Origin of the sequence: Streptomyces macrosporus, from assembly GCF_039533145.1 — a bacterium.
In the GTDB taxonomy this organism is placed as follows: domain Bacteria; phylum Actinomycetota; class Actinomycetes; order Streptomycetales; family Streptomycetaceae; genus Streptomyces; species Streptomyces macrosporus.
On record NZ_BAAASZ010000031.1, the window covers coordinates 125,331 to 145,669 of the forward strand.

Annotated in this window: 17 protein-coding genes; 11 read left to right on the top strand and 6 right to left on the bottom strand. The window is 73.0% G+C overall.

What is annotated here, in order from left to right:
* The first annotated feature begins 1 nt into the window (after window position 1).
* From ABD335_RS22500 to ABD335_RS22535, 8 genes are all read left to right on the top strand, one after another.
* Window positions 2-2,287, top strand: a complete 2,286-nt coding sequence (locus ABD335_RS22500; protein WP_344326464.1) for an SUKH-4 family immunity protein — start codon at window positions 2-4, stop codon at window positions 2,285-2,287.
* A gap of 291 nt (window positions 2,288-2,578) precedes the next feature.
* Window positions 2,579-3,559: a coiled-coil domain-containing protein gene (locus tag ABD335_RS22505; protein ID WP_344326466.1), complete on the top strand. Its 981-nt coding sequence runs from the start codon at window positions 2,579-2,581 to the stop codon at window positions 3,557-3,559.
* A gap of 187 nt (window positions 3,560-3,746) precedes the next feature.
* Complete coding sequence (glmU, locus tag ABD335_RS22510; RefSeq protein WP_344326468.1) at window positions 3,747-5,213, top strand: bifunctional UDP-N-acetylglucosamine diphosphorylase/glucosamine-1-phosphate N-acetyltransferase GlmU; 1,467 nt, start codon at window positions 3,747-3,749, stop codon at window positions 5,211-5,213.
* Between the two features lie 91 nt (window positions 5,214-5,304).
* Window positions 5,305-6,282, top strand: coding sequence for a ribose-phosphate diphosphokinase (locus ABD335_RS22515; RefSeq protein ID WP_344326471.1), 978 nt, complete (start codon window positions 5,305-5,307; stop codon window positions 6,280-6,282).
* Window positions 6,283-6,506: 224 nt separating this feature from the next.
* Window positions 6,507-7,097, top strand: coding sequence for a 50S ribosomal protein L25/general stress protein Ctc (locus tag ABD335_RS22520; RefSeq protein WP_344326473.1), 591 nt, complete (start codon window positions 6,507-6,509; stop codon window positions 7,095-7,097).
* Between the two features lie 157 nt (window positions 7,098-7,254).
* Complete coding sequence (pth, locus tag ABD335_RS22525; protein WP_344326475.1) at window positions 7,255-7,845, top strand: aminoacyl-tRNA hydrolase; 591 nt, start codon at window positions 7,255-7,257, stop codon at window positions 7,843-7,845.
* Window positions 7,846-7,909: 64 nt separating this feature from the next.
* The gene (locus ABD335_RS22530; RefSeq protein ID WP_344326478.1) at window positions 7,910-8,434 is read left to right on the top strand and encodes a hypothetical protein; all 525 of its coding nucleotides are present in this window, start codon (window positions 7,910-7,912) and stop codon (window positions 8,432-8,434) included.
* A 206-nt stretch (window positions 8,435-8,640) separates the two neighbouring features.
* Window positions 8,641-9,372: an LPXTG cell wall anchor domain-containing protein gene (locus ABD335_RS22535; RefSeq protein ID WP_344326480.1), complete on the top strand. Its 732-nt coding sequence runs from the start codon at window positions 8,641-8,643 to the stop codon at window positions 9,370-9,372.
* A 103-nt stretch (window positions 9,373-9,475) separates the two neighbouring features.
* Here ABD335_RS22535 and ppc read toward each other — a convergent pair whose 3' ends face one another.
* Entirely contained in the window at window positions 9,476-12,163 is a 2,688-nt protein-coding gene (gene ppc, locus ABD335_RS22540; RefSeq protein WP_344326867.1) for a phosphoenolpyruvate carboxylase, read from the bottom strand.
* 356 nt (window positions 12,164-12,519) lie between these two features.
* On the opposite strand from ppc, the gene ABD335_RS22545 reads away from it, so the two are divergent.
* Window positions 12,520-13,524: an acyl-CoA desaturase gene (locus ABD335_RS22545; RefSeq protein WP_344326482.1), complete on the top strand. Its 1,005-nt coding sequence runs from the start codon at window positions 12,520-12,522 to the stop codon at window positions 13,522-13,524.
* Window positions 13,525-13,531: 7 nt separating this feature from the next.
* Window positions 13,532-14,200, top strand: a complete 669-nt coding sequence (locus tag ABD335_RS22550; RefSeq protein WP_344326484.1) for a TetR family transcriptional regulator — start codon at window positions 13,532-13,534, stop codon at window positions 14,198-14,200.
* A gap of 143 nt (window positions 14,201-14,343) precedes the next feature.
* On the opposite strand, the gene ABD335_RS22555 is transcribed toward ABD335_RS22550, so the two are convergent.
* A complete protein-coding gene (locus ABD335_RS22555) occupies window positions 14,344-15,222 on the bottom strand; it encodes a methyltransferase domain-containing protein (protein ID WP_344326486.1) in 879 nt (292 codons plus the stop codon).
* Between the two features lie 73 nt (window positions 15,223-15,295).
* Here ABD335_RS22555 and ABD335_RS22560 point away from each other — a divergent pair, with 73 nt between their 5' ends.
* Entirely contained in the window at window positions 15,296-15,802 is a 507-nt protein-coding gene (locus tag ABD335_RS22560; protein WP_344326488.1) for a MarR family winged helix-turn-helix transcriptional regulator, read from the top strand.
* Between the two features lie 58 nt (window positions 15,803-15,860).
* On the opposite strand, the gene ABD335_RS22565 is transcribed toward ABD335_RS22560, so the two are convergent.
* The 4 genes from ABD335_RS22565 to galT all read right to left on the bottom strand — a co-directional run bounded on the left by ABD335_RS22565 (window position 15,861) and on the right by galT (window position 20,301).
* On the bottom strand, window positions 15,861-16,607 hold the full coding sequence (locus ABD335_RS22565) for a LuxR C-terminal-related transcriptional regulator (protein ID WP_344326491.1): 747 nt from the start codon (window positions 16,605-16,607) through the stop codon (window positions 15,861-15,863).
* A 357-nt stretch (window positions 16,608-16,964) separates the two neighbouring features.
* Window positions 16,965-18,176 (bottom strand): galactokinase, encoded by a 1,212-nt coding sequence (gene galK, locus ABD335_RS22570; RefSeq protein ID WP_344326493.1) that lies wholly within the window; start codon window positions 18,174-18,176, stop codon window positions 16,965-16,967.
* The gene (galE, locus tag ABD335_RS22575) at window positions 18,173-19,189 is read right to left on the bottom strand and encodes a UDP-glucose 4-epimerase GalE (RefSeq protein ID WP_344326495.1); all 1,017 of its coding nucleotides are present in this window, start codon (window positions 19,187-19,189) and stop codon (window positions 18,173-18,175) included. Before galE ends, galK begins: the two co-directional genes overlap by 4 nt.
* Window positions 19,186-20,301: a galactose-1-phosphate uridylyltransferase gene (gene galT, locus ABD335_RS22580; protein WP_344326497.1), complete on the bottom strand. Its 1,116-nt coding sequence runs from the start codon at window positions 20,299-20,301 to the stop codon at window positions 19,186-19,188. Before galT ends, galE begins: the two co-directional genes overlap by 4 nt.
* Between the last annotated feature and the right edge of the window lie 38 nt (window positions 20,302-20,339).

The window sequence follows — 20,339 nt, forward strand, 5'->3', positions numbered from 1 at the left end:
GATGGTGACGTTCGCGCAGGCGCAGGAGCGTGCGGAGCGCTGGATCAACGGCGGTGTGCCGGCGTACCAGCACCGTGAGGTGCGGGTGCGGGAGTTCGATCTGGGTTTCGTGGCGTGGGCGGAGGACCGTCCGGACGGTCCGTCGTCGGTGGGCGGTCGGCAGCGGTTGGTGATCGCGCGGGACAGTGGTGATTCGACGCTGTGGCCGGGTCTGCCGGTGGGCGAGGTGATCCGGCGGTACCAGGAGGAGTACGGTGCGCCGGTCGCGGAGCCGGCGCCGGCGGCTCCGCCGAAGCGGGTGGATCTGGAGGCCACGTCGTTCCTGTTGACGCCGCCGGAGTGGTTGCAGGAGGCGGCGGATCGGATGGGCATTCCGGATCGTCGTGGGTCCGGGGCGGGTTCGGACGGGTCGGCGGGCGGGTCCGCGCCGTCGGAGCCGACGTCCGCGCCGTCCGTGCCGTCGGCGTCGGCCACGCCTCCGCCGGCTCCGTCGTCCGCGACGCCTCCGCCGCCCTCCTCTCCCCCGTCCGCCCCGTCCTCTCCTTCGGGTGCGTCGCCGTGGGACGCCGCGGACACCAGTGGCAGTGGGGGCGGCGCGTCGGTGCCGCCGCCCATGACGGTGTTCGCGCCGCCGATCAGCGGCAGTGACGACGAGGCGGACCAGGCGCCTCCGCCGCGGGTGAGTCCGGAGGCGGAGACGGCGCTGATGCCGGAGGGCAGCGTCCTGCCGAGGACGACGGTGGCTCCGGCGGTCGACGCTCCGGGGACGCCGCCGCCGAGCGCGCCGCAGCCGCCGGGCCCGCCCGGTCCGCCCGGCCCTCCCGATGCCGCTGCCGCGACCGGTCGTGCCGCGCGGTCGCCGCGCGGGGGTGGTCCGTCCGTGCCGCCGCCGCCCGGTGTTCCGGGTGCGCCGGGGGCCCGTCCGGGGGGTTCGGGGCCCGGGTCGTCGGGTGGTGCTCCCGGTGCGTACGCGCCGACGCAGGTGGTGTCGGCGGACGACGTGGCCTCCCAGGGGGCCGGGGTGCCGCAGCCGCCGGGTCCTCCCGGCCCTCCAGGCCCGCCCGGTCCGCCCGGTCCGCCCGGTGCTCCGGGGGCGCCCGGTGCCGGGGACGGCGGCTCGTCCGGTGGTGGTGTGCACCACGCGGCGACGATGCTGGCGGGGCCCGGAGGTCCGGGCACCCCTCCGCCGCCGAGCGCGCCGCAGCCGCCGGGCCCGCCCGGTCCGCCCGGTCCTCCGCCCGGTGTGCCGATGGGTGCGCCGGGGGCTCCCGCGTACGGCTATCCGCAGCCGCCCGGTGGGCAGCCGATGGTGGGTCCGGGGTACATGGCGGTGCTGCGCTACCGGGCGCCGGACGGTTCGGAGCAGCAGGTGATCCGGCGTTCGGCGCCGGGCCTGCCGCATCCGGAGTGGCAGATCCTGCACGAGTTGCGGGCGATGAACGTCCCGCCGCAGCAGGTGCTGGAGCTGCACACGGAGTTGGAGTGCTGTGACGTGCCCGGGGGGTACTGCGCCCGGATGGTGCGGGAGAGTTGGCCGCAGGTGCGGATCAGCCACACCGCTCCGTACGGCCGTGACGTGGCGTCGCGTCAGCAGGGCGTGCGTCATCTGATCGAGCATCAGGGCGAGTTGCACCAGGTGGCGGACGGTCCGGCGCGGCCGGCTCCGGTGCGGGTGCCGCTGCCGCCGCCGCACCAGGTCCAGCCGGTGCCGCCGGTGCCGCCGCAGGGGTTGGCGCACGAGTTGGCGGAGGCGTTCGGTCCGCAGGCGATCTTCCGTTTCGACCAGCGGGCGGTCTCCCGGCAGGGTGTGCCCGAGGTGGTGGCGCAGACGCTGGTGTGGGCGGGGCTGCCGGTGGAGTTCGGCCCGTTCTTCTGGGCGCAGGCCCAGCCGGGGCGTCCGGTGCCGACGTTGGCGGAGCTGGCGCAGGAGCGCGGGGTGCTGCCGGGTCCGGACGCGGCGTCGTACCTGGTGATGGGGAACGACTACGGCCGTCAGCTGTGTGTGCAGTACGGCACGGCGCACATCGTGGCGGTGCCGTTGGAGGGCGATCCGAGCGGGCGTCCGGCGGTGCCGCAGTTCGTCAACAGCGGTCTGCCGGAGTTCGTGCGGTGTCTGGCGCTGCTGGGCCGGATGTGGCGGCTGCGGTACGGGCTGACGCCGGATCAGGCGGGGCGCTGGACGGTGGACTTCCAGGGGATGCTGGCCTGTCTGGATCCGGCGGCGCTGGCCGATCCGGAGAACTGGTGGGCGGTGCTGCTCGAACAGATGTGGGACGGTCTGCTGTAGTCGTTGTGGCCGCTGTTGGTCGGTTCCGTCCGTGCCGCGTCCGGTGCCCGTGTGGCGGGTGCCGGGCGCGGTGGCGTTTCCGGGGCGGGCGTTCGGCTGTTGTGTCGCTCACATGTCCTGTTCTCGCCGGGTGAGGGGGCGTCCGTTCGGGGATGGTTCCGCCGGGGGCGCGTTGAGGTTCGGCGTGCTTCCGCACGTGTTCGTGCGGTTTGTGTCGATTGCGGGCTGCCGCACCTCATGGCGCATGCTGGGTGGGATGTCCGCCGGATTGCGTGGAGGTAAGGGTTCGCCATGTCAGCGTCCAGGTCACCTCATGGCTTCACCGTCGTACGGGGCCGTGGCTACCGGCCCGATCAGGTCGATCGCTTCACCGACAGGCTGTACGAGGATCTCGACGGCGCGCGGGAGCGTCTGGCGCGACTGGGTGTGCTCGCCGGGGAGTTGGAGGAGGAGGCGGACCGGTTGCGGTCCGTGGTGGCCACGTTGCCGCCCCAGACGTACGAGGGGTTGGGCGAGCGGGCCACGCTGATCCTGTCGGAGGCGGAGGCCGAGGCGGGGGAGGTGCGGGCCCGGGCCGAGGCCGAGGCGCAGCGGGTGCGGGCTCGGGCGGAGGAGGAGGGCCGGGCGCTGCGGGAGGCGGCGCGCGGTGAGGCCGCGCGGGTGCGGGCCGCGGGCGAGGAGGCGGCGGAGGGGGTGCTCGCCGCGGCGCGGGAGCGCGCGGAGGAGGTGCGCGGGGCCGCGCAGGCCGAGGCGCGGAAGGTGCGCGAGGCGGCGGAGCGCGAGGCGCGGGAGACGGCCGAGCGGTGCGAGGCGCTGCTGCTGGCCCAGGAGCGGAAGCACGCGGAGGAGGCCGAGGAGCTGGGCCGGGTGCTGGCGGCGCGGGACACGGCGGTGTCGGCGCGGGTGTCGGCGTTGACGGAGCGGGGCGAGGCGCTGCTGGAGCGGGCCCGGCGGGAGCACGCCGGGGCCGAGGAGGAGGCGCGGCGGCTCCAGGGGGAGGCCGAGGCGCGGGCGGCCGAGTTGCTGGCGCAGGCGCGGCTGCGTCAGGAGCGCATCGAGCGCGAGACGGAACGGGTGGTGCGCGCGCACGAGCAGCGGCGGGAGGCGGTGCGCCAGCACATGGCGCACGTGCGCGCCAGTCTGGCGGCGCTCACCGGACGGGGTTCGGAGGGGGGCTCGGCGGTGCTGGGGGGCGGTGGTGCCGAGGAGTCGGAGGGGGCGCCGGGGGCGGAGACCGGGACGGTGCCGGGTCAGGGGTCACCGGCGGAATGAAGGTGTCACCGGTATCCTGCGGGGGACACCACTCTTCCCGCGCGGTTCCACCGCGGTCCTCTTCTCCGTGAACCGGCGGTGTCCGCCAGGGGGTGCGGGGGCTGTGCTCCGGGCGGGTCAGGTGTCCGTCCGGGGTCCGTCCCCGCGCGTGGTCCGTTGATCCGTCCCGAAGCCGAAGGGCACACCCGTGAGCGCCATCCGCCCGGCAGCCGTCGTCGTTCTCGCAGCGGGTGAGGGCACCCGCATGAAGTCCGCCAGGCCCAAGGTCCTGCACGACATCTGCGGGCGGTCGCTCGTGGGCCATGTGGTCGCGGCCTCCCGCGAGCTGGCTCCGGAGCATCTGGTGGTGGTGGTCGGGCACGGTCGTGAGCGGGTCGTCGAGCATCTGGCCGCGCTGGACGCGGAGGTGCGCACGGCGGTGCAGCACGAGCAGCGGGGCACGGGGCACGCGGTGCGCACGGCGCTGGAGGCGCTGGCGGCCGAGGGCGTGAAGCCGGCGGGGACGGTGGTGGTCACCTGTGGTGACACTCCGCTGCTGACGGGTGGGACGTTGGCCCGGTTGGCCGCGACCCACGCGGGTGAGGGCAACGCGGTGACGGTGCTGTCGGCCGAGGTGCCGGACGCCACCGGTTACGGGCGGATCGTGCGGGGCGAGGACGGTTCGGTGACGGCCATCGTGGAGCACAAGGACGCCACCGAGGAGCAGCGGGCGCTCCGCGAGATCAACTCGGGGGTGTTCGCGTTCGACGGGCACCTGCTGGCCGAGGCCCTGGGCCGGCTGAGCACCGACAACAGCCAGGGCGAGGAGTACCTGACCGACGTGCTGGGGATCCTCCGCGCGGACGGGCACCGGGTCGGGGCGTGCGTGGCGGAGGACCACCGGGAGATCGTCGGGATCAACAACCGGGTGCAGCTCGCCGAGGCGCGCAGGCTGCTGAACGACCGGCTGCTGGAGCGGGCGATGCTGGACGGGGTGACGGTGGTGGATCCGGCCTCGACGTGGCTGGACGCGACGGTGACGTACGAGCCGGACGCCGTGGTGCACCCGGGGACGCAGTTGCTGGGGTCGACGCACCTGGGCGCGGGGTGCGAGGTCGGGCCGAACTGCCGGCTGACGGACACCCGGGTCGGCGCGGGCGCGGTGGTGGTCAACGCGGTCGCGGACTCCGCGGAGATCGGTCCGGGCGCGTCGGTGGGCCCGTACGCGTACCTGCGGCCGGGGACGAGGCTGGGGCCGACGTCGAAGGCCGGCACGTTCGTGGAGATGAAGAACGCCGAGATCGGCGAGGGCACGAAGGTGCCGCACCTGTCGTACGTGGGGGACGCGACGATCGGCGAGTACACCAACATCGGCGCCGCCAGCGTGTTCGTGAACTACGACGGGGTGAACAAGCACCACACCACGATCGGCTCGCACTGCAAGACGGGCTCGGACAACATGTTTGTGGCTCCTGTCACGGTCGGGGACGGCGCCTACACCGCCGCCGGGTCGGTGATCACCAAGGACGTGCCGCCCGGCGCGTTGGCCGTCGCACGCGGCCAGCAGCGCAACATCCCTGGTTGGGTGGCCCGCAAGCGGCCCGGGAGCGCCGCCGCGCGGGCGGCCCAGGTCGCCGAGGAACGCGAGGGGAACGGCCCGGTTACCGGGGGGTGACCCGGGGAGTGCGTCCCGGGCAGGGCGTACCGTGAGAAGCGCACGCCCTGGTGCACCCCGACAGATCGATGCTGGCAAGGAGATTGTTGTTGTGACCGGGATCAAGACGACCGGCCAGAAGAAAATGATGTTCTTCTCCGGCCGCGCCCACCCCAAGCTGGCGGAGGAGGTCGCGGGGCATCTCGGTGTCGGTGTGGTCCCGACCAAGGCGTTCGACTTCGCCAACGGCGAGATCTACGTCCGCTTCCAGGAGTCGGCCCGTGGCGCGGACTGTTTCCTGATGCAGAGCCACACCGCTCCGATCAACAAGTGGATCATGGAGCAGTTGATCATGGTCGACGCTCTCAAGCGGGCCTCGGCCCGGAGCATCACCGTGATCATGCCGTTCTACGGCTATGCGCGTCAGGACAAGAAGCACCGCGGCCGTGAGCCGATCTCGGCGCGGCTGATCGCCGACCTGCTGCGCACGGCCGGCGCGGACCGGATCCTGACGGTGGACCTCCACACCGACCAGATCCAGGGCTTCTTCGACGGTCCCGTGGACCACCTGTTCGCCCTGCCGGTGCTGACGGAGTACGTCGGCGGCAAGGTGGACCGCTCGAAGCTGACGGTGGTCTCGCCGGACGCGGGCCGGGTGCGGGTCGCCGACCGCTGGTGCGACCGGCTGGGCGCGCCGCTGGCGATCGTGCACAAGCGCCGCGACCCGGACGTGGCGAACCAGGTGACCGTCCACGAGGTGGTCGGCGACGTCCGCGGCCGGGTGTGCGTGCTGGTGGACGACATGGTCGACACCGGCGGCACGATCTGCGCGGCGGCGGACGCGCTGTTCGCCAACGGTGCCGAGGACGTCATCGTGGCGGCGACGCACGGGGTGCTGTCCGGCCCGGCGGCGGACCGGCTGAAGAACTCCGCGGTGAGCGAGTTCATCTTCACCAACACCCTGCCGACGCCCAGCGAGGTGGACGTCGACAAGATCACGGTGCTGTCGATGGCTCCCACGATCGCCCGCGCGGTGCGCGAGGTGTTCGAGGACGGCTCGGTCACCAGCCTCTTCGAGGAGCAGGCGTAACGCTTCGCCGGGGCGCCGTGCCGGGTGTGTCCGGTGCGGCGCCCCGGGCGTGTTCCGACCCGGTGTGTCCGGGGCGGTAGAATCGTGGAGTTGCTCGGCGAGGGAGCCGTGTCTCCAAGTGGCACGGTCATCCGTTATCGACGCGCTCTTCGCAGCAGGTCAGTCGTGGCCGAGTAGCTCTGGCAACCGCCACAGAATCCGACTTGAGAGACGAGGAGTGCGTCATGAGCGACGTGAAGATCTCCGCCGAGGTTCGCAAGGAGTTCGGCAAGGGTGCCGCCCGCCGGCTCCGCCGTGCCGACAAGGTTCCGGGCGTGGTCTACGGCCACGGCGCCGAGCCGGTGCACGTGGCCCTTCCGGGCTACGACCTGATGATGGCCCTGAAGACCCCGAACGTGCTGATCACGCTCGACGTGGACGGCAAGCAGGAGCTGGTCATCCCCAAGGCCGTCCAGCGCGAGGCCATCCGCGGCTTCCTGATCCACGTGGACCTGCTGGTCGTCAAGCGGGGCGAGAAGGTCACCGTCGACGTCCCGTTCCACACCGAGGGCGAGCTGGCCCCGGGCCAGAACGTCCTGGAGTACATGTACAACACCCTGCCGGTCGAGGCCGAGGCCACCAACATCCCGGAGTCGATCGCCGTCTCCATCGAGGGTCTGTCCGCGGGCGACTCCGTGCAGGCCAAGGACATCGTCATGCCTCAGGGCGCCACCCTGACGCTGGAGGACGAGGAGATCGTCCTGCAGGTCCTGGCCGGTCAGGCCGAGCCCACCGAGGGCGAGGCCGGGGGCGAGGGCGAGACCGCCGGGGAGTGACCCCGGTCCCTCCGGTTCTTCCGGCCGCCGTTCCGTGCCGTGGGCGCGGGGCGGCGGCCTCCGGGTCCCCGCGGAGACGCCGCGGGTCCGTGTTTTTCCCGTTCCGCGCACCGACGCCCCCGGAGCCCCCGGCGGCCTGTGGCAGGAGAGGACGACGATGAGCGACGCCGACGCCCCTTGGCTGGTCGTGGGCCTGGGCAACCCCGGCCCGGACTACGCGGCGAACCGGCACAACGTGGGGTTCATGGTCGCCGACCTGCTCGCCGGGCGGATCGGGGGGAAGTTCAGGACGCACCGGTCGCGGGCCCAGGTGCTGGAGGGGCGGCTGGGCGCGCCGGGCGCCGGCGGTCGCCGGGTGGTGCTGGCGAAGCCGATGTCGTACATGAACCTCTCCGGCGGGCCGGTCGCGGCGCTGCGCGACTTCTACAAGGTGCCCCGGGCGCATCTGGTCGTCGTCCACGACGAGTTGGACATCGACTACGGCGCGCTGCGGTTGAAGCGGGGCGGCGGGGACAACGGCCACAACGGGCTGAAGTCCATCACCAAGGCGCTCGGTCCCGACTACCACCGGGTCCGGTTCGGCATCGGCCGTCCGCCGGGCCGGATGCCGGTGGCCGACTTCGTGTTGAAGGACTTCTCCTCGGTGGAGCGCAAGGAACTGGACTACTTCGTGGACCGGGCCGCCGATGCCGTGGAGTGCCTGGTCCTGGACGGTCTGGAGCGGGCGCAGAACACCTACAACTCCTGAGGCGCGGCGCGAGGGCGTCCGCGGAGGTTGACCGTCCGCTCTCTCATGGCCAAGGATCGCGGCCATGTCTCCTGGGTCCTCCGGTACCACGGCCCGGCGCGGTCCGGTGCGCCGCGCCGGTGAGAGCACGTACGGCCTGCTGCTGCTCGCCAGGGCCGCGCTGATGGGCGCGGTGGCGACGGTCCTGCTGATGGCCGGGGCGTGGGCCTCCCTGGACGCCGTGCGGCACGTGACGGCGGACCGGGGCGGCGTGCGCGGCACGCTGACGGTCGAGGAGTGCGACGGGTGGACGTGCCGGGGCGCGTTCGCCCCCGAGGGCGGCGGGGCCGGCGACGCGCCCGCCGAGGTGGCGCTGGAGGCGCCGGTCTCCCACGACGCCGGCGAGGAGCTTCCGGTCGTGGTGTGGCCGGGCGCCGACGAGGCGCTGCGCACCGGTGTCGCCGGCGTCCTGTGGGCGTGGCTGCCGTTCGCGGGCGCGCTGGTGCTGGCCGCGCCGGTGATCGCGGGGGGTCTGCGGATGCGGCGTACGGCCGGGGTCACCGCCCTGCTGGGCGCGGCCCTGATGGTGGCGGCGTTCGTACTGCTCTGACCTGTGGTTTTCGGCGACCCTGCCGTTTCGTGCACAGGATCTGCGGGTTTAACCCGATCGTTACCCCATGCCTTCCGGGACGGGTGTGGCAGAACCGAACAGATGGGGCACATCGCGCTTGACCGGTCCGGTGGGGCGGTGGAGGCTACCGCCACCCCCACCCCCCGCACGTCCGTGACGTTTCCCGCCACCGAAGGTGGTAGATCATGCGCACCCTCTCTTCGGCATCCGTGGTGACGGCCGCCGCAGCGCTCTGCCTGCTGTCCGCGCCCACCGCGTACGCCATCTCGCCCGCCACCCCGGGCGACAACGGCACCGTGAAGGTTCACGATGCCGTGACCGACCAGGAGTACGACCGCAGGAACAACCCGAAGGTCTGCGAGTTCTACCTGGTCGGTTCCGGATTCGACGCCCGGCAGAAGATCACCTGGAAGATCGTCGACAAGTCGGCCGAGAACAAGGGAACGGTCGTCCAGAAGGGCGCCCTGGTCCTGGACCTCGACGGCCACGGCCGCACCGAGAACATCACCCTGGACGACGGCCACTACAAGCTGTCGTGGAAGTTCGAGGGCGAGAAGGGCCGGGCCAAGCAGAAGGTCTTCAAGGTCGACTGCGAGGACGGGACGGCCTCCCCCGCCCCGACCGGAACGGACTCCCCCGCCCCGTCGGGAGGGCCGAGCACCGCGCCGACGGGCGAGCCCTCCGGTGAGCCCTCGGCGAGCACCCCGGGCGAGCCGTCCTCCGGGTCCTCCTCCGAGGCCCCGGCGTCCCCGGCCCCGTCCGACCCGGCCGACCCGGCCGACACGCCCAACGGCGGCGGCAACCTGGCCGAGACCGGTTCCTCGGCCCCGGTCGCCGCGCTGGCCGCGGCCGCCGCGGCGCTGCTGGGCGCGGGCTCGTACCTGATCGTGCGTCGCCGCAGGGACGCCCAGGGCTGACCCGCGACCGCGGGGCACCGCGCCCCGACCGCGCGGAAACGCGCCGAGGGCCCCTCTCCCACCGGAGAGGGGCCCTCGGGCGTTCTCGTGCGGGTGCCGGACGTCAGCCGGTGTTGCGCAGACCCGCCGCGACGCCGTTGACCGTCAGCAGCAGGGCGCGCGACAGCAGCGGGTCGGGTTCCTCCCCGCGGCGCGCGGCCTCGCGCTGCCGGGCCAGGAGCGTGACCTGGAGGTAGGAGATCGGGTCCAGGTAGGCGTCGCGGATGGCGAAGGTCTGCTTCAGCACCGGGTTGGCGTCCAGCAGTTCCCTCTCGCCGGTGATCCGCAGCACCTCCCGCACCGTCAGCTCGTACTCGGCCTCGATGTCGGCGAAGATGTGCCGCAGCTCGTCGGGCACCAGCGTCTCCACGTAGTGCCGGGCGATCCGCAGGTCCGTCTTGGCCAGCGTCATCTCGACGTTGGACAGGAAGTTGCGGAAGAAGTGCCAGCGCTCGTACGCCTCTTCCAGGACGCTGTCGAGTCCGGCCTCGCGCGCCGCCCTCAGGCCCGTGCCGACGCCGAACCAGCCGGGCACGATCTGCCGCGACTGGGTCCAGCCGAAGACCCACGGGATCGCCCGCAGCCCCTCCAGGCCGGCGCCGGAGTCCGGGCGGCGCGACGGGCGGGAGCCCAGGTGGAGGTCGGCGAGCTGGTCCACGGGGGTGGAGGCGAAGAAGTAGGCGGGCAGGTCCGGGTTCTCCACCAGCCTCCGGTACGCGCTGTGGGCGGCCTCGGAGACGGTGTCCATCGCCGCGTCCCAGCGGGCCAGCGCCTCCTCCGACTGGCGCGGGGCGGTGTGGAGGGCGGACGCCTGGAGGGTGGCGGCGACGGTCTGCTCCAGGTTCTCCCGGGCGAGGGAGGGGACGAGGTACTTGTCGGAGATGACCTCGCCCTGCTCGGTGACCTTGATCTCGCCCTCCAGGGTGCCCCAGGGCTGGGCGAGGATCGCGTCGTGGGTGGGGCCGCCGCCGCGGCCGACGGTGCCGCCGCGGCCGTGGAAGAGCCGCAGCCGCACCCCGTGCCGGTGGGCCACGTCGCGCAGTCGCCGCTGGGCGCGGTGGATCTCCCACTGGGAGGTGGTGATGCCGCCGAACTTCGAGGAGTCGGAGTAGCCGAGCATGACCTCCTGGACGTCGCCGCGCAGGGCGACCAGCCGCCGGTAGGAGGGGTCCGAGAGCATCGCGTCGAGGAGTTCGTCGGCGATGCGCAGCTCGTCGGTGGTCTCCAGCAGCGGCACGATGCCGATGCGGGCCCAGCCGGCGTGGAGGTCGATCAGGCCGGCCTCGCGCGCCAGCACGGCCACGGCGAACACGTCGTCGGCGCCCTGGCACATGGAGATGATGTACGACTCGATGACCTCGGGGCCGAAGGTGTCCAGCGCCTTGCGGATGGTCTGGAAGACGCCGAAGGTCTTCGCGCCGGCGGCGTCCAGCGGCGGCGGGGTGGGGGCCAGCGGGCGGCGGGAGCGCAGCTCCTTGGCCAGCAGGCGCTGCCGGTAGTCGCGCGGCATGTCGGCGTACCGCCAGGACTCCTCGCCGAGCCGGTCGAAGAGCTGCCCGAGGGCGTGGTGGTGGGCGTCGGCGTGCTCGCGCACGTCCATGGTGGCGAGCTGGAGGCCGAAGGCGGCCAGGGTGCGCAGCGCCCGGTTCAGGTGGCCGTCGGCGACCAGGGAGCCGCGGTGCTCGCGCAGGGACGTCTGGACGAGGGTGAGGTCCTCGATCAGCTCGCCGGTGCCCAGGTAGTCGCGCCCGGGGACGTGCGGGGTGTCCTCGGCCAGCCGCTTGCGGGTGTTGAGGAGCTTCTGCCGGATGCAGGTGACCTTGAGCCGGTAGGGCTCCTCGGCGTTGAGCCGCTTGTAGCGGGGGCTGATCTCGGGGAGGAGTTCGAGGTCGCGCTGGAGGGAGTCCAGCAGTTCCCGCGTGGCGCCGCTGTTGCGGATGGAGTTGGACAGGGAGGCGCGCAGGTCGTCGATGTGCGCCAGGGCGTCGTTGATGCCGTGCTCGTGCTGGAGCAGCAGCACCTCCCAGGTCACGGCGGGGGTGACGTTGGGGTTGCCGTCGCGGTCGCCGCCGATCCAGGTGCCGAAGGTCAGCGGGCGGGTGGTGGGCGGCAGCGGGGCTCCGGCGCGCTCCAGCTCGGCGGAGAGGTCCTCCAGGACGTCGCCGACGGCGCCGCGGTGGAGCTCGTCGAGGTAGTAGATGGCGTTGCGGGCCTCGTCGGCGGGCTCGGGACGGGCCACGCGCAGCTCGTCCGTCTGCCAGATGAGGTCGATGTTCTCGGCGAGCCGCAGGTCGGTGCGGCGCCGCTCGTTGGGGTCGGTGTTCTCCAGCAGCTCGGCGATCCTGCGGAGCTTGGTGAGCACGGAGCGGCGGGCGGCCTCGGTGGGGTGCGCGGTGAAGACGGGGCGCACGTTCAGGTTCCCGACGGTCTCCCGCAGGTGGGCGGGGTCGGCCTCCTTGAGCATGTCCGCCGTGCGGGCGAGGTTTCCGCCCTCGGCGGCCCGGCGGGCGCGCAGTTCGCGTCCGCGGTGGACCTGCTCGGTGATGTTGGCCAGGTGGAAGTAGGTGGAGAAGGCCCGGACGAGCTTGGTCGCCGTCGCGAGGTCGGTCCGCCGCAGCAGGGCCGCCGCGGCCTCGCCGTCGGTCCTGGTCAGGGCGCGTACGCGTTCGACGAGCTCCAGCAGTTCGGTGCCCTCCTGACGGACCAGGGTCTCGCCGAGGAGATCGCCCAGGCGGCGGATGTCGGCCCGCAGGGCACTGCTCGTTTCGGGGGTGGGTTCGGGGTTGCCGGATTCCGTCGGGCCGTCCGGGGTACTCGGAAGGCCCGGTGTGGGGACCCCCCCGCCGGGGACAGGACTCGTTCCACCGGTGTTCGGGGAGGTGTCGGCACTGCTCACAGGTGCGGCTCCTTGCGGCGATGCTTCTGGCAGGTCACGGACCGCGCTGTCCGACGGCCACCAGGATAGGCCGCGTCCCGCCGCCATGGATCATCCCGTCCACGATGCGGCCCTCTTGTCCGCTCGCCCAGGACTGCCATACTTACGATGCCGTAGGTTACGGCACCGTAAGTATGGCGACCCCGTCCCCAAGCTTCAAACGAGAGTTACGCATGACCACTGGTCCGGACGTAGTGACAACCGCTCCGAAAGCTCCTCCGAACTCCTCCGCGGCGCCCGGGGAGAACCCCGTCCCCTCCGCCACGCTCGGCGGTGAACAGCGCCGTTCCATCGAACAGATCACCCTGCTGCTGTTCATCACCGTCCCCTTCATCGCCCTGGTGGCCGCGATTCCGCTGGCCTGGGGCTGGGGAGTGAGCTGGCTGGACCTCGGCCTCCTGGTCGGCATGTACTTCCTGGGGTGCCACGGCATCACCATCGGCTTCCACCGCTACTTCACGCACGGTTCCTTCAAGGCCAAGAAGCCGCTGCGGGTCGCCCTGGCCATCGCCGGCTCGCTGGCCGTGGAGGGCCCGCTGGTGCGGTGGGTCGCCGACCACCGCAAGCACCACAAGTTCTCCGACGCCGAGGGCGACCCCCACTCCCCCTGGCGCTACGGCGAGACCGTTCCCGCCCTCCTCAAGGGCCTGTGGTGGGCCCATGTCGGCTGGATGTTCGACGAGGAGCAGACGCCGCAGCACAAGTACGCGCCGGATCTGATCAAGGACCCGGTGATCCGTCGGATCTCCCGCCAGTTCGTGCTGTGGACGACCGTCTCGCTGCTCTTCCCGCCGCTGGTGGGCGGGCTGGTCACGATGTCCTGGCAGGGCGCGCTGAGCGCCTTCTTCTGGGGCTCGCTGGTCCGGGTGGCGCTGCTGCACCACGTCACCTGGTCGATCAACTCCATCTGCCACGCGGTCGGCAAGCGGCCGTTCAAGTCGCGCGACCGCTCCGGCAACGTGTGGTGGCTGGCGGTGCTCTCCTGCGGGGAGTCCTGGCACAACCTCCACCACGCCGACCCGACCTGCGCCCGGCACGGCGTGCTCAAGGGGCAGCTCGACTCCAGCGCGCGGCTGATCCGCTGGTTCGAGAAGGCGGGTTGGGCGTACGACGTGCGCTGGCCCTCCGACAAGCGGATCAACTCCCGCCGGCAGCGGGAGGCCGCCGAGGCGGCATGATGGAGGTGTGGCGACCGACGACAGCAGGACCCAGGACAGGAGCTCGAACTCCAACCGGCGGGGGCGCCGCCGGATGACGGGGAAGGAGCGCCGCGAGCAACTGCTGGACATCGGTCGCGCGCTCTTCGCCGAGCGGGGCTTCGAGGGCACGTCGGTGGAGGAGATCGCGGCCAAGGCCGGGGTCTCCAAACCGGTGGTGTACGAGCACTTCGGCGGCAAGGAGGGCCTGTACGCGGTCGTGGTCGACCGGGAGATGCGCCGGCTGCTGGACATGGTGACGGGCGCGCTGACCGGCGGCCATCCGCGCGAACTGCTGGAGCAGGCGGCCTTCGCGCTGCTGGACTACATCGAGTACTACACCGACGGCTTCCGGATCCTGGTGCGCGACTCGCCCGTCGCCCAGTCGACGGGCACCTTCGCCTCGCTGATCAGCGACATCGCCACCCAGGTCGAGGACATCCTGGGTCTGGAGTTCAAGGCGCGCGGCTTCGACCCGAAGCTGGCGCCCCTGTACGCCCAGGCCCTGGTCGGCATGGTGGCGCTGACGGGGCAGTGGTGGCTGAACGCGCGCAAGCCGAACAAGTCCGAGGTGGCCGCCCATCTGGTGAACCTGGCCTGGCACGGGCTGGACGGGCTGGAGCAGAAGCCGCGCCTGATAGGCCACCGACGCAGCTGACCGCGCCGTCCGGGCGGAGCCCCGCCCTCTCCCGGGCCACGCGCCCGCGGCGAGAGGGCGGGGCTCCGCCCCTTCGACGACCGTCGCCCCTCCCCCGCCGTCCCCGGACGGGCGCGAACGGACCCGGACGGGCCCCCAGGGGCTCAGAGGGGCTTGCGGGCGACCGCGAAGATCCGGCGGAACGGGAAGAGGGTGCCGTGCGGACCTCGGGGGTAGGCCGCGCGCAGCAGGTCGCGGTACTCGGCGAGGAACGCGTCGCGGGTGGCGGGGTCGCCGTCGAGCGCGGTGAACACCGGGCGCAGGGCGGTGCCCTTGGTCCACTCCAGCACCGGGTCCTCGCCGGTGAGGACGTGCACGTACGTGGTCTCCCAGACGTCGACCTCGCAGCCGAGGTCCGCCAGCACGCGCGCGTACTCGACCGGCTCGGCCACGGGGGCGCGGTCGGCGCCCTCGCCCAGGCGGTCGCGCCAGCGCGGGGAGGTGCGCAGTTCGGCGAGGAGGGTGTGGCTGGGCGCGTCGAAGTTGCCGGGGACCTGGAAGGCGAGGACGCCGCCGGGCCGGAGGGCGTCGACCCACACCGGGAAGCGCTCGGTGTGCCCCTCTCCCCTTCCCCGGCCTTCGGCAGGGAGAACCCGTCCCTTGCCTCCGGCAGGGAGAACCCAGTGAAGGGCCGCGTTGGACACGATCAGGTCGTACGCGTGCTCGGGGCGCCAGGTGGCGATGTCGGCGTGGACGAAGTCCAGGTGTCCGCCGCCCGTGGTGGGTCCGGCGTAGGCGCGGGCCTCGGCGAGCATGGCCTCGGAGACGTCGTAGCCGGTGATCACCGCGCTCGGCCACCGCTCGGCGAGCAGGAGGGTGGGGCCGCCGGGGCCGCAGCCCAGATCGGCGATGCGCGGCCGGGGCGAGGGGAGGTCGGGGATCCGGGCCAGCAGGTCGTACAGCGGTCGCAGGCGGGGGCCGGCGTGGTAGCGGTACTGCTCGGGGTCCCAGGCGGGGGTGCCGGTGTCCGATGAAGCGCTCATGGGAGGAACCCTTCCCCACCAGATATCTTGATGTCAAGAGACTTCATGTCGACAGAACTACTACACTGATCCCATGCAGGACGAGGTCGATCGACTGGTGGCAGCGTGGCGTCGCGAGCGCCCGGATCTCGACGTGGAGCCCTTGGAGGTGCTCAGCCGCGTCAGCCGGCTCGCCCGCCACCTCGACCGGGCCCGTCGCATCGCCTTCACCGAGCACGGGCTGGAGCCGTGGGAGTTCGACGTGCTGACCGCGCTGCGCCGCGCGGGCGCCCCCTACCAGCTCTCCCCCGGCCAGTTGCTGACCCAGACCCTGGTCACCTCCGGCACCATGACCAACCGCATCGACCGGCTGGCCAAGAAGGGCCTCGTGGAGCGCCTGCCCGACCCCAGCGACCGGCGCGGCGTCCTGGTCCGGCTGACGGACGCCGGACGCGACCGGGCCGACCGGTCCCTGGCCGGGCTGCTGGAGCAGGAGCGGGCCATCCTCGCGAGACTCTCGCCGCTCCAGCGCGGCGAGCTGGCCGGACTGCTGCGGCAGCTCACCGCCCCCTTCGACAACGTCTCCGCGGAGCACGACTAGCCCTCCGCGCCCGCGCCGCGACGGGGGCACGGGCATGGCATGCCCCTGACACCGCGGGCTAGGTGGCGACGTGCTCCAGGTCCACCGGACCGACCCCCGCCCGTCGGGCCAGCGCCACGGCGGCCAGGGTGGAGTGCACGCCGAGCTTGCCCAGCACGTTCTGCATGTGGGTGCGGACGGTGTGCGGGGACAGGTACAGCCGTTCGGCGACCGCCTTGCGGCCCAGCCCGGCCACCATGCAGCGCAGCACCTCGTGCTCGCGCGGCGTCAGCGACTCCACCAGCCGTTCGCTCTCGGTGCGGTGTCTGCGGTTCGCCGTCAGCTCGCGCAGCACCCCGGTCAGCAGGGCGGGCGGCAGGTGCGTCTCCCCCCGCAGCACGCCCCGGACCACCTGGAGCAGCCGGGAGAGCGAAGAGTCCTTGGCGACCCAGCCCGACGCCCCCGCCTGGAGCGCCGCCGCCGCGCGGCGCGGATCGTCGCGCTCGGCGAGCACGACCGTACGGGTGTCGGGATGGGCGGTGTGGATCCGCGAGACCAGGGCCAGCCCGCCGATCGCGGCCGATGCCTCCCCCGACTCCGGAGGGGACACCTCCACTCCCTCCGCCGGCGCCCCGCCCAGGTCGGCGTCGATCAGCAGCACGTCGAAACGGCGGCCGTCGGACACGGCCCGCTCGACCGCGCGCAGCGCCGCGGGGCTGCTGCCCGCGGCGGCCACGTCCACGTCCTGCTCCACCGCCAGCGCAGCGGCGAGCGACTCGGCGAATATGCGGTGGTCGTCCACCACGAGAACCCGAATACGTTGCACGCACACCCCCTGTCGCCGGAAAGGACCCACCCGTACCGGACGCGGCGCCCGGTGCGGAACCCCCGCGGTCGCACGGCCGCCGCCATGTCCCACTGGTACCCCGCGCCGGGCGTCGCATCCGGCGCGCTCTCGCCCCCTGATGCGGCGTCGGCCCCCACCGACGCCGTTCATCAGCGTACGGCGGGGGTCCGACAAGGGAAGTGGGTTGGAGGAAACTGACCGACTCCGTGGTCTTTTCCAGCGTCACGAGCGCTGTTCACGGCGCTCCACGGTGCGCGGAGCGACCGTTTCGGCCGGGATGTGATCATCCGATCGACCTTCCGGCGGTCCGTCGCCCGCGCGTCCGCGTCCCCCTCCTCAGCCGTCCAGCCGCCGCGCCCCCTGCGAGGGCACCGCCTCGAACAGGCGCGGGGCCCGGTGGCCGGCCGCGGCGAAGGCGTCGACGACGGCCTTCCCGATCTCCTCCGCCCCGGTCTCCTCCACCAGGACGATCGCCGAGCCGCCGAAGCCGCCGCCCGTCATCCGGGCGCCCAGGGCCCCCGCGGCGACGGCCGTCTCCACCACCAGGTCCAGCTCGGGGCAGGAGACGGCGAAGTCGTCGCGCAGCGAGGCGTGCCCGGCGGTCAGGATCGGGCCGATGGCACGGGTCTCGCCCGCGTCGAGGCGCGCCATGACCTCCCGCACCCGCTGGTTCTCGGTGACCACGTGACGCGCCAAGGGCCGCAGGTCCGGGTCGGCCAGTCGGGCCAGCGCCGCGTCCAGCTCCTCGTGGGGCACGTCGCGCAGGGTGCGCACGCCCAGGGCCTCGGCCGCCGCCTCGCACCCCGCCCGGCGCCGGGCGTACTCGCCGTCGCCCAGCGCGTGCTGGACCCGGGTGTCCACCACCAGCAGCCGCAGCCCCTCGGCCGCCGGGTCGAACGGGACCTGGCGGCGGGACAGGTCGCGGGTGTCCAGGTGGAGCACGTGCCCGGCCGTGCAGCAGGCCGACGCCATCTGGTCCATGATCCCGCTGGGGACGCCGACGAAGGCGTTCTCGGCGCGGCGGCAGAGCAGGGCGATCCGTTCGGCGTCCAGGCCCAGGTCGTACAGGTCGTTCAGCGCGACGGCCACGGAGACCTCCAGCGCGGCCGAGGAGGACAGACCCGCGCCGGTCGGCACGTCGCTGTGGACGTACAGGTCGGCGCCCCCGGCCGTCCGCCCGGAGTCCCCGGAGAGCAGTCCCGCCTCGCGCAGCGCCCACACCACGCCGGCCGGGTACGCGGCCCAGCCGTCCGCCCCGCCGGCGCCGCCGCCCGGGGCCGCCTTGCCCACGTGCAGCCGGACCGTGCCGCCCGCCACGTCGGCCGAGTGCACGTTCAGCACCCCGTCGTCGCGCCGGGCCGCCGCCACCCGGGTGGTGTGCGGCAGGGCGAGCGGCATCACGAAGCCGTCGTTGTAGTCGGTGTGCTCGCCGATCAGGTTGACCCGGCCCGGCGCCGCCCACACCCCGGCGGGCTCACCGCCGTGGACCGCGCGGAACCCGTCGACCGCCGCCCGTACGGCCGCCTCCGCCGTCCCCGTCCCGCTCATCCGCCGCTCCCCGCCTTCGCCTCGTGCTCCCCGGCGTTCTCCAGCGCCTTCCCCCGGGCGAAGGCCCAGGCGTCGGCGACGATGTCCTTCAGATCGGTGCGGGACGGCCGCCAGCCCAGCCGCTCCCTGGCCCGGTCCGCCGAGGCGACCAGGAACGCCGGGTCGCCGCCGCGGCGCGGCGCGACGACCTCGGGCACGGGGTGGCCGGTGACCTCGCGGACCGTCCGGATCACCTCGCGGACCGAGAAGCCGTTGCCGTTGCCGAGGTTGCACACCAGGTGCTCGCCGGGCTTGGCCGCCTCCAGCGCCAGCAGGTGCGCCTCGGCCAGGTCGGCGACGTGGATGTAGTCGCGCACGCAGGTGCCGTCGGGCGTCGGGTAGTCGTCGCCGAAGACCGCGATGGCCTCCCGCTGCCCCAGGGCGACCTGGAGCACCAGCGGGATGAGGTGCGACTCGGGCTGGTGCCGCTCGCCCAGGACGCCGTACTTGCCGCGGTACGCGCCCGCCACGTTGAAGTAGCGCAGCGAGACGGCGGCCAGCCCGTGGGCCGTGCACTCGCTCGCGATCATGTGGTCCACGGCGAGCTTCGAGGCGCCGTAGGGGCTGGTGGGCGCGGTGGGGGCGTCCTCGGAGATCGGGATGGACTCGGGCTCGCCGTAGGTGGCGGCCGTGGAGGAGAACACGAGCGTGCGGACGTCCGCCTCGCGCATCGCGTCCAGCAGCGCCATCGTGCCGCCGACGTTGTTCCTCCAGTACTTCTCGGGGTGCGCCACGGACTCGCCCACCTGGGAGCTGGCGGCGAAGTGCAGCACCGCGTCGTAGGAGGAGTCCAGCACGCGCGCGGCGTCCTGGATCCTCCCCTCGACGAACTCCGCACCCTCGGGCACGCCCTCCCGGAAGCCGGTGGACAGGTCGTCCAGTACGGTCACCCGGTGCCCTGCCTCCAGCAGGTGCGCCGCGACGACGCTCCCGACGTAACCGGCACCGCCGGTCACCAGATACGTGCCGCTCACTTGCTTGCCACCTCTCGCAGTCGTTCGGCGGCGGCCTCCGGCGGCACGTCGTTGACGAAGACGCCCATGCCCGACTCGGAACCCGCCAGGTACTTCAACTTCCCCGATGTGCGCCGGATGGTGAAGAGTTCCAGGTGCAGGGCGAAATCCGCCCGCCCGGCCCAGTCCTTCCCGTCCTCCGGACCGGTGGGCGCCTGGTGCCAGCCCGCGATGTAGGGCGTGGGAGGCTCGTCGGGGCCGAAGATCCGGTCGAAGCGCCGCAGCAGTTCCAGGTAGACCGCGGGGAACTCCGCGCGGGCGGCGTCGTCCAGCGCCGTCAGGTCCGGCACACGCCGCCGAGGGTACAGGTGCACCTCGTACGGCCAGTGCGCGGCGTGCGGGACGAAGGCGATCCAGTGCTCCGCGTCGAGGACGACGCGTCGTCCGTCGGCGCGCTCGGCGGCCACGATGTCGTCGAACAGGTTGCCGCCCGTGCGCTTCTGGTGGGCGGCGACCGAGCGCAGCATCCGCTCGGTGCGCGGGGTGACGAAGGGGTAGGCGTAGATCTGGCCGTGGGGGTGGCCGAGGGTGACGCCGATCTCCCTGCCGCGGTTCTCGAAGCAGAAGACCTGCCGGACGCCGGGCAGCGCGGAGAGTTCGGCGGTGCGGTCGGTCCAGGCGGCCAGGACCAGGGCCGCCCGGTCCTCGTCGAGGTCGGCGAAGGACGCGTCGTGGTCGGAGGTGAAGCACACCACCTCGCAGCGTCCGGCGCCCGGGGCGCGCAGGAAGAGGCCGCCGGCGTCCTCCGCCGTCGCCGGCCCCGGCGGGCCCGCGAGGGAGGGGAAGCGGTTCTCGAAGACCGCCACCTCGTAGTCCTCCGCCGGAATCTCCGTCAGGCGTCCGTTCCTGGACGGGCAGAGTGGGCACTCGTCCGGTGGCGGGTGGTACGTCCGGGCCTGGCGGTGTGCCGTGACGGCGATCCACTCGTCCAGCAGCGGGTCGTGGCGGATCTCCGAGGAGGTGGCGACGGTATCGAGGGGACGCCGGTCCACCGCGTCGCGTCCCGGGGAGTCGTGGGTGTCGTAGTAGATGAGCTCACGGCCGTCCGCGAGGCGAGTCGAGGTCTTTTTCAATTCGGGTCTCCTTATACTGCGATCCAAACATAATCGAA

Bases quoted from the DNA above. Each gene is read 5' to 3' on its own strand.
- ABD335_RS22500 (WP_344326464.1), top strand. From the start codon at position 2: ATGGTGACGTTCGCGCAGGCGCAGGAGCGTGCGGAGCGCTGGATCAAC.
- ABD335_RS22505 (WP_344326466.1), top strand. From the start codon at position 2,579: ATGTCAGCGTCCAGGTCACCTCATGGCTTCACCGTCGTACGGGGCCGT.
- ABD335_RS22520 (WP_344326473.1), top strand. From the start codon at position 6,507: ATGAGCGACGTGAAGATCTCCGCCGAGGTTCGCAAGGAGTTCGGCAAG.
- pth (WP_344326475.1), top strand. From the start codon at position 7,255: ATGAGCGACGCCGACGCCCCTTGGCTGGTCGTGGGCCTGGGCAACCCC.
- ABD335_RS22530 (WP_344326478.1), top strand. From the start codon at position 7,910: ATGTCTCCTGGGTCCTCCGGTACCACGGCCCGGCGCGGTCCGGTGCGC.
- ABD335_RS22535 (WP_344326480.1), top strand. From the start codon at position 8,641: ATGCGCACCCTCTCTTCGGCATCCGTGGTGACGGCCGCCGCAGCGCTC.
- ABD335_RS22545 (WP_344326482.1), top strand. From the start codon at position 12,520: ATGACCACTGGTCCGGACGTAGTGACAACCGCTCCGAAAGCTCCTCCG.
- ABD335_RS22555 (WP_344326486.1), bottom strand. From the start codon at position 15,222: ATGAGCGCTTCATCGGACACCGGCACCCCCGCCTGGGACCCCGAGCAG.
- ABD335_RS22560 (WP_344326488.1), top strand. From the start codon at position 15,296: ATGCAGGACGAGGTCGATCGACTGGTGGCAGCGTGGCGTCGCGAGCGC.
- galK (WP_344326493.1), bottom strand. From the start codon at position 18,176: ATGAGCGGGACGGGGACGGCGGAGGCGGCCGTACGGGCGGCGGTCGAC.